Raw genomic sequence first — 7,240 nt, 5'->3', positions numbered from 1 at the left:
CGCCCCCGGTGCGAAAGAACTGGCCAACCGGCTGCATGAGTTGGGCACCGACGTACGGATCATCGCAGCCGATGTGTCCGACCGCGCCGCTGTCAGTGACCTCATCGCGGGCATCGACCCGGCCCACCCCCTGACCGGCGTCGTCCACGCCGCGGGCGTGCTGGACGACGCCGTCGTCACCTCGCAATCGCCGGAGCGGCTGGCGCGGGTGTGGGGAGCCAAGGCCACCGCCGCGGCCAATCTGCACACCGCCACCGCGCACCTTCCGCTGGCCATGTTCGTGATGTTCTCCTCGGCCGCCGGGGTCATGGGAAGCCCCGGACAGGCCAACTACGCCGCGGCCAACGCCTTCTGCGACGCCCTCGCATCCCACCGCCAGGCTCTCGGCCTGTCCGGTGTATCGGTGGCATGGGGACTGTGGGCCGAGGCCAGCGGGATGACCGGCCATCTGGCCGAGACCGACCTGGCCCGGATGGCCCGGTCCGGAATCGCCGCGATGTCCGGCGAACAGGCACTGCACCTGCTGGACGCCGCCTGCTGGCACGGCGATCCTCAGCCGACCGCCGTCGACCTCGACGTCCGCGCCCTTGCCGCACAGCCCGCCGACGCGCTCCCGGCCTTGCTACGCGCACTCATCGCCGAACCACGACGGGCCGCCGCACGGCGAACCGCTGCCACCGGCGCGCCCGCCGCGGGGCTGGTCGGCCGGCTCACCGCACTGCCGCCTGACGAACAACACCGCGAACTGCTCACCCTGGTACGCATCCAGGCGGCGGCGGTGCTGGGGCACACCGATGTCGGGGCGGTGGACAGCGACACCCCGTTCAAGGATCTGGGATTCGATTCGCTGACCGCCGTCGAGCTGCGCAACCGGCTGGCCGCGGCAACTGGGTTGCGCTTGCCCGCCACGTTCATCTTCCGGCATCCGACGTCCTCGGCCATCGCCGCCGACCTGCGCGAACAGCTGTGTCCCGTGGCCGCGGACACTCCCGCCCCCGTCTTCGGTGAGCTGGAGAAGCTGGAAGGGGCGATGGCCCGGTTCGTCCCCGACGACCAGACGCGCGGCAGGTTGGCGAAGCGTCTGGAGGCCCTGCTGTGGCGGCTCGGCGACGGCGCCACCGAGACCGGCCTCGAACGGGCCGTGGACGGCGAGGCCATGGAAGCCGCGTCGGACGACGAACTGTTCGCCTTCATCGACCGGGAACTGCCTTCTTGACCACTTGACCACGAGTAGCGTGATGAGTGAGGACTGATGTCGGGTACGGAAGAAAAGCTCCGCCAATACCTGAAGCGGGTCACGGTGGACCTGGGGCAGGCCCGCCAGCGGGTACGGGACATGGAGGAGCGCGCCCAGGAGCCAGTGGCCTTGGTGAGCATGGCCTGCCGCTATCCCGGCGGGGTGGGCTCGCCCGAGGAGTTATGGGAGCTGGTGTCCTCGGGCGGCGACGGGATCGAGGCGTTTCCCACCGACCGCGGCTGGGATCTGGAGGGCCTGTACCACCCGGACCCCGACCACCCCGGCACCAGTTATGTCCGGCACGGTGGATTCCTGCGCGGCGCCGACCGCTTCGACTCCGAGTTCTTCGGCATCAGCCCGCGCGAGGCGCTGGCGATGGACCCGCAGCAGCGGCTGCTGCTGGAAGTGTCCTGGGAGCTGCTGGAACGGGCAGGCATCGACCCCACCTCGCTGAAGGGCAGCCCGACCGGTGTCTACGCCGGGGTGTCCAGCCAGGACTATCTGTCCCGGCTGCCGCGGATCCCCGAGGGCTTCGAGGGGTATGCCACCACGGGGAGCCTCACCAGCGTGGTGTCCGGCCGCGTGGCGTACACCTTCGGGCTTGAGGGGCCCGCGGTGACGGTGGACACCGCGTGTTCCTCGTCCCTGGTGGCCATGCACCTGGCCAGCCAGGCGCTGCGCCAGGGCGAATGCGACCTGGCGCTCGCGGGCGGGGTCACCGCGCTCACGACCCCCACCGCCTTCGCCGAGTTCTCCCGGCAGCGCGGGCTGGCCCCGGACGGGCGCTGCAAGTCGTTCGCCGCGGCAGCCGACGGCACCGGCTTCTCCGAGGGCGTCGGGCTCGTACTGCTGGAGCGCCTGTCGGACGCACGCCGCCACGGCCACCGGGTGCTGGCGGTCATCCGAGGTTCGGCCGTCAACCAGGACGGCGCGAGCAACGGGCTGACCGCGCCCAACGACATGGCGCAGGAGCGGGTGATCCGGCACGCCCTGGCCAACGCGCGCCTCGCCGCCGATCAGGTGGACGCGGTGGAGGCACACGGTACGGGGACCTCCCTCGGCGATCCGATCGAGGCGCACGCGCTGCTCGCCACGTACGGCCGGGAGCGCCCGGTCGACCGGCCCCTGTGGCTGGGCTCCCTCAAGTCGAACATCGGCCACGCCCAGGCCGCGGCGGGCGTGGCCGGTGTGATCAAGATGGTGATGGCCCTCCGGCGGGAGACGCTGCCGGTCACCCTGCATATCGACGAGCCGACACCGCACGTGGACTGGGAGGGCGGTGGGGTACGGCTGCTCACCGAACGGGTGGCGTGGCCGAGGGGCGAGCGTCCGCGCCGGGCGGGAGTGTCGTCGTTCGGCATCAGCGGCACCAACGCCCATCTGATCCTGGAGCAGGCGCCCGAGCCGTCCGAAACCGCAGACGATGCGGTGCCGGACGCGTCCGCCGTCGCCACCGCGTGGGTGGTCTCCGCCCGCAGCCAGCGGGCTCTGCGGGGACAGGCGGCGGCGCTGGCGGCGCGGGTGGCGGAAGAGCCGCAGCTGCCCGTGGCCGATGTGGGCTGGTCGCTCGCCACCACACGGACGCTGTTCGACCACCGGGCCGTGGTGCTCGGCGAGGACCGGGACACGCTGCTGGCGGCCGCCACGGCGCTCGCCGCCGGGGAAGCGCACCCGGGCGTGGTCCACCCCGGCGTCGCCGCCGTGGCGGGCGAGCCGGGGCCGGTGCTGGTGTTCCCGGGCCAGGGCTCGCAGTGGGCGGGCATGGGAGCCGGGCTGCTCGACGGCTCGCCCCTGTTCGCGGAGCGTGTGGCGGAGTGTGAACGGGCGCTGTCGCCGTACGTCGAATGGTCGCTCACCGACGTCCTGCGCGGCGTGGCGGGCGCGGCCGACATGAGCCGGGTGGATGTGGTGCAGCCCGTGCTCTGGGCCGCGATGGTCTCCCTGGCGGCGGTGTGGGCCGGGCACGGCGTGACACCCGCCGCGGTCGTCGGCCACAGCCAGGGCGAGATCGCGGCGGCGGTGGTGGCGGGGGCGCTGTCCCTGGAGGACGGCGCCAAGGTCGTGGCGCTGCGCAGCCGGGCGCTGCGCAGGCTGGCGGGCGGCGGGGCGATGGCGTCCCTCGGCCTGGGCCGGGAGCAGGCGAGTACGCTGCTGGTCGGGCTCGGCGACCGGGCCGCCGACGTCGGCATGGCGGCCGTCAACGGCCCTTCCTCTACGGTTATTTCGGGACCTCCGGCACAGGTGGCCGACGCGGTGGCCACCTGCCGGGAAACAGGTGCGCGAGCGCGCATGATCGACGTCGACTACGCCTCGCACGGCCCGCAGGTCGACGAGATCGCCGCGGAACTGGCCGAGGTTCTGGCCGGAATCCGGCCGAGCGCGTCGAAGGTGGCGTTCTACTCCACGGTCACCGGCGGACGGATCGACACCGCCACCCTGGACAGCGGCTACTGGGTGACGAATCTGCGGGAGCCCGTACGGTTCGCCGACGCCGTCGAGGCGCTGCTGGCCGACGGCCACCGGGCGTTCATCGAGGCCAGCACCCACCCCGTGCTGACCCTCGGGATGCAGGAGACGTTCGAGCACACGGGTGTCGAGGCCGTCACGGTGCCCACGCTGCGCCGTGACCACGGGGGCCGGGCGCAGCTGATGGAGTCCCTGGCCCAGGCGTTCACGGCCGGAGCCGCCGTCGACTGGACGACCCTCCACCCGACCGGCGCGGCGGCCCCGCGCACTGTCGACCTGCCCACGTACGCCTTCCAGCGGGAGCGGTACTGGCTGCCCGACTCGATGCCATCATTCGACGCGGCGCCGGGGACGGACGAGGACGAGATCCGGTTCTGGGCCGCGGTCGACGGCGAGGATCTGCGGGCGCTCTCCGAAGCGCTGCGGCTCCCCGATGGCGGCGGCGCGTGCTCGTCGTGGGGCACGGTGCTGCCGGTGCTCTCCGCATGGCGGCGCGAACGGCGTGAGCGGTCCCTCGTGGACTCCTGGCGCTACCGGATCCAGTGGCAGCCCCTCACCGACCACGCTCCGGATGGCCCGCACACCTGGCTCGTCGTCCGCCCGACCGACGGTGCGCACGCCTGGGTGAACACCTGCGTCCAGGCGCTCGGCGCGGGTGGCGGGCAGGTGGAGGAGCTGACCGTCACCGAGGACACCGGCCGGGCGCGGCTCACGGAGCTGCTGCACGACCGGTACGCCGATGCGGCGCCACCTGCCGGTGTCCTGTCCCTGCTGGCGCTCGACACGTCCGCACACCCTCAGGCCCACGGCGCGGCCACCGGTCTGACCGGCACGCTCACCCTGCTGCAAGCGCTCGTGGACGCGAACGTCACGGCGCCCCTGTGGTGCGCCACCCGCGGAGCGGTGTCCATCGGCGACACCGACCCCGTGACTGCTCCCTCACAGGCCCAGCTCTGGGGGCTCGGCCGGGTCGCCGCCCTCGAACACCCCACCCTGTGGGGCGGATTGCTCGACCTCCCCGCGAGCCCCGACGCGGTGGACCCGGACCGGCTGCGGGCCCTGCTCACCGGGGCGTCCGGCGAGGACCAGGTGGCGCTCCGCAGCTCGGGGGCGTACGGGCGGCGGCTGGCCCCCGCCCCGATCGGCGGCGGAGTGCCCCCACGGACCTGGACACCGCACGACGCCGTGCTCATCACCGGCGACCCCACCGGCCCGGCGTCCCACATCGCCCGCTGGGCGGCGGCAAGCGGCGCGAAACGCGTGATCCTGCTGGGCCAGCTGGCGGGAGACGGGACCGCCGCGCTCAAGGCCGAGGTGGACGCGCTCGGCGCCGAGCTGACGATCGCGGACTGCGCGCCCGGAGACCGGGCGGGTGCCGTCCGTGCCGTCGAACGGTTGGTGTCGGACGGCGGCCGCATCGGGACCGTCGTGCACACCGCGAACTCCGGTGCCCTGACGCCGCTGGCCCCGCTCACCGAGCTGACACCGGAGCGGCTGGCCGATGAGATCTCCGCTCAACTCACGCATTCCGAAGCGGAGGTTGAGGCCGCGTGCGGCCTCGGTCCCGAGGACACCGTCATCTACTGCTCCACCGTCGCGACGGCATGGGGCAGCAAGGACCACGCCTCGTACGCCGCCGCCACCGCCCACCTCGACGCGCTCGCGCAACGCCGACGGGCCGAGGGCCGGGCCACGGTATCGATCGCCTGGGGGCTGTGGGACCTGCCGGACGGCGCTGACACGGAGCAGAGCGGCGGCGATACGCCGCACCCGCTGGCCCCGCACACCGAGCGCTCCCGGCGCCAGGGGCTGTCGCCCCTGAACCCCCGATGGGCGCTGAACGCCCTGCGCCAAGTGCTCGACCACGACGATCCGCAGATGACGATCGCCGATGTCACCTGGGAACGCTTCGCACCCCTGTTCACTCTGGCCCGGACGAGCAGGCTGTTCGACACGGTGCCGACCGCGCGCCACGCCATCGAGGCCGCACAGGAGCGAGCCGATGGGGAGACCGGTCTGGACGGCGCCGGGGCGCTGCGCGAGGAGCTGGCCGCGCTGGACGAGGACGAGCGGGCCGGACGGCTGCTCGCCCTCGTACGCGGCCACGTGGCCGCCGTACTGCACTATCCGGCGCCGGAGGCGGTGGACCCGGGCAGGCCGTTCAAGGAGCTGGGCTTCGACTCGATCGCGGCGGTGGAACTCAGGAACCGGCTGCGCGCCGCCACCGGACTGAGCCTGCCGACGACGGTGGTCTTCGACTATCCGACACCGGAGACCCTGGCGGGCTACCTGCTTGCCCAGCTGGCTCCGGAGGAGTCCGCCACCGCCCACCCGGGGGTCGGACACCTCGACGCGCTGGAGGCGGCGCTGGCCGGAATGGCGGCCGAAGACCCGCGCCGCGCCGGTCTGGTGAACCGCCTACAGGGCATCCTTTGGAAGTACAACGAGGGGACACCGGCGGACGAGCAGCAGGATCTGGCCGCCGCCACCGCCGACGAGGTGTTCGCCCTCATCGACCGCGAACTGGGCACCTGACCGGCGCTCCAGTGATGAGCCCCCGTGCGGCGTGCCGTACGGGGGCTCATCACTGGGACGGTCATCGAAGGTCAGGGGCCCGCCGGACCGTACGGGCCAGGTCGAGAAGATCCTCCGCCACCCGCTGCGGGTGCTGGGCGTGCAGATCGTGCTCCGAGTCCAGATATGGGCGCATGGTCGCGGCGCGCAGCCCGGCCGTGGTGGTCTCGATGCGCGAGCGGATGCGCTCAGCCCACTGCCGGTCCGCGCCCTTGGGGATGGCGGGCATCAGCAGGGTGGGCACCGAGATGGCCGGGTACCAGGGGCTCGGCGGCTCGTCCCAGATGCTGCGCAGCATCGACGTGTGCTGTTCGAGGGTCATACGCCGGGACAGCGAGCCGTCCGGGTTCTCCCGCATGGTGGCCACGGCCGCTTCGATCGCCGCCGGCGACCAGTCGGGGTGGATCTCCCGGAAGTAGTCGCTCACGCTCTGCACGGTGGCGCCGTCCAGAGCGGGCGGGCGCAGTGCGCCCGCGAACGCCTCCCACGAGGGGAAGACCTTGGCGGGTTCGAGCCAGCCGCCGTCGACCAGGGCCAGCCCCGCCACCAGTTCGGGATGCTCGGCGGTCAGCCGCACCGACACGTTGCCGCCGTAGGAGTGGCCGGCCACCACCACCTCGGACAGTTCGAGGGCGGCGCAGGCCGCCACCAGGTCCGCGACGGCGGTCGGTGTGTCGTACCCCTTCTCCGGGGTGTCGGACTCGCCGTGGCCGCGCAGATCGGCCGCGTACACCGCATGGCCCCCGGCGGCCAGATGGTCGGCGACCTCGTCCCACATACGGGCATTCGAGGCCATGCCATGGACCAGGAGGAAGACAGGGGATGCGGTTCCAGGCCGGTGTCGGAAATGCAACTTCACATCGTCGGTTACGGGCACGGAAAGATCCATGCAGAAATTCTATCCGGATAGCCGCAGGCGCTTCGAGGTCTGTTGCGGTCAAGTGTCCGCGCATTAGCGGCACT

The 7,240-nt window shown here is 72.7% G+C and carries 3 protein-coding genes; 2 read left to right on the top strand and 1 reads right to left on the bottom strand.

Going from position 1 to position 7,240, the window contains the following annotated elements:
- Both ACH4TL_RS45610 and ACH4TL_RS45605 read left to right on the top strand, forming a co-directional pair.
- Positions 1 to 1,216 (top strand): type I polyketide synthase (locus tag ACH4TL_RS45610; protein WP_398331819.1); only part of this gene is annotated, 1,216 nt, incomplete at its 5' end.
- An 84-nt stretch (positions 1,217 to 1,300) separates the two neighbouring features.
- The gene (locus tag ACH4TL_RS45605; protein WP_398331846.1) at positions 1,301 to 6,238 is read left to right on the top strand and encodes a type I polyketide synthase; all 4,938 of its coding nucleotides are present in this window, start codon (positions 1,301 to 1,303) and stop codon (positions 6,236 to 6,238) included.
- A 61-nt stretch (positions 6,239 to 6,299) separates the two neighbouring features.
- Here the strand turns inward: ACH4TL_RS45605 and ACH4TL_RS45600 are convergent, their stop codons facing one another.
- Positions 6,300 to 7,166 carry an alpha/beta fold hydrolase gene (locus tag ACH4TL_RS45600; RefSeq protein ID WP_398331822.1) on the bottom strand — a complete coding sequence of 289 codons (867 nt, stop codon included), beginning with the start codon at positions 7,164 to 7,166 and terminating at the stop codon, positions 6,300 to 6,302.
- Positions 7,167 to 7,240 lie beyond the last annotated feature (74 nt).

Origin of the sequence: Streptomyces sp. NPDC021115 (genome assembly GCF_044333065.1) — a bacterium.
In the GTDB taxonomy this organism is placed as follows: Bacteria; Actinomycetota; Actinomycetes; order Streptomycetales; family Streptomycetaceae; genus Streptomyces.
Note: the sequence above shows the minus strand (reverse complement) of the source record. Positions and strands in the feature narration are given on the sequence as shown.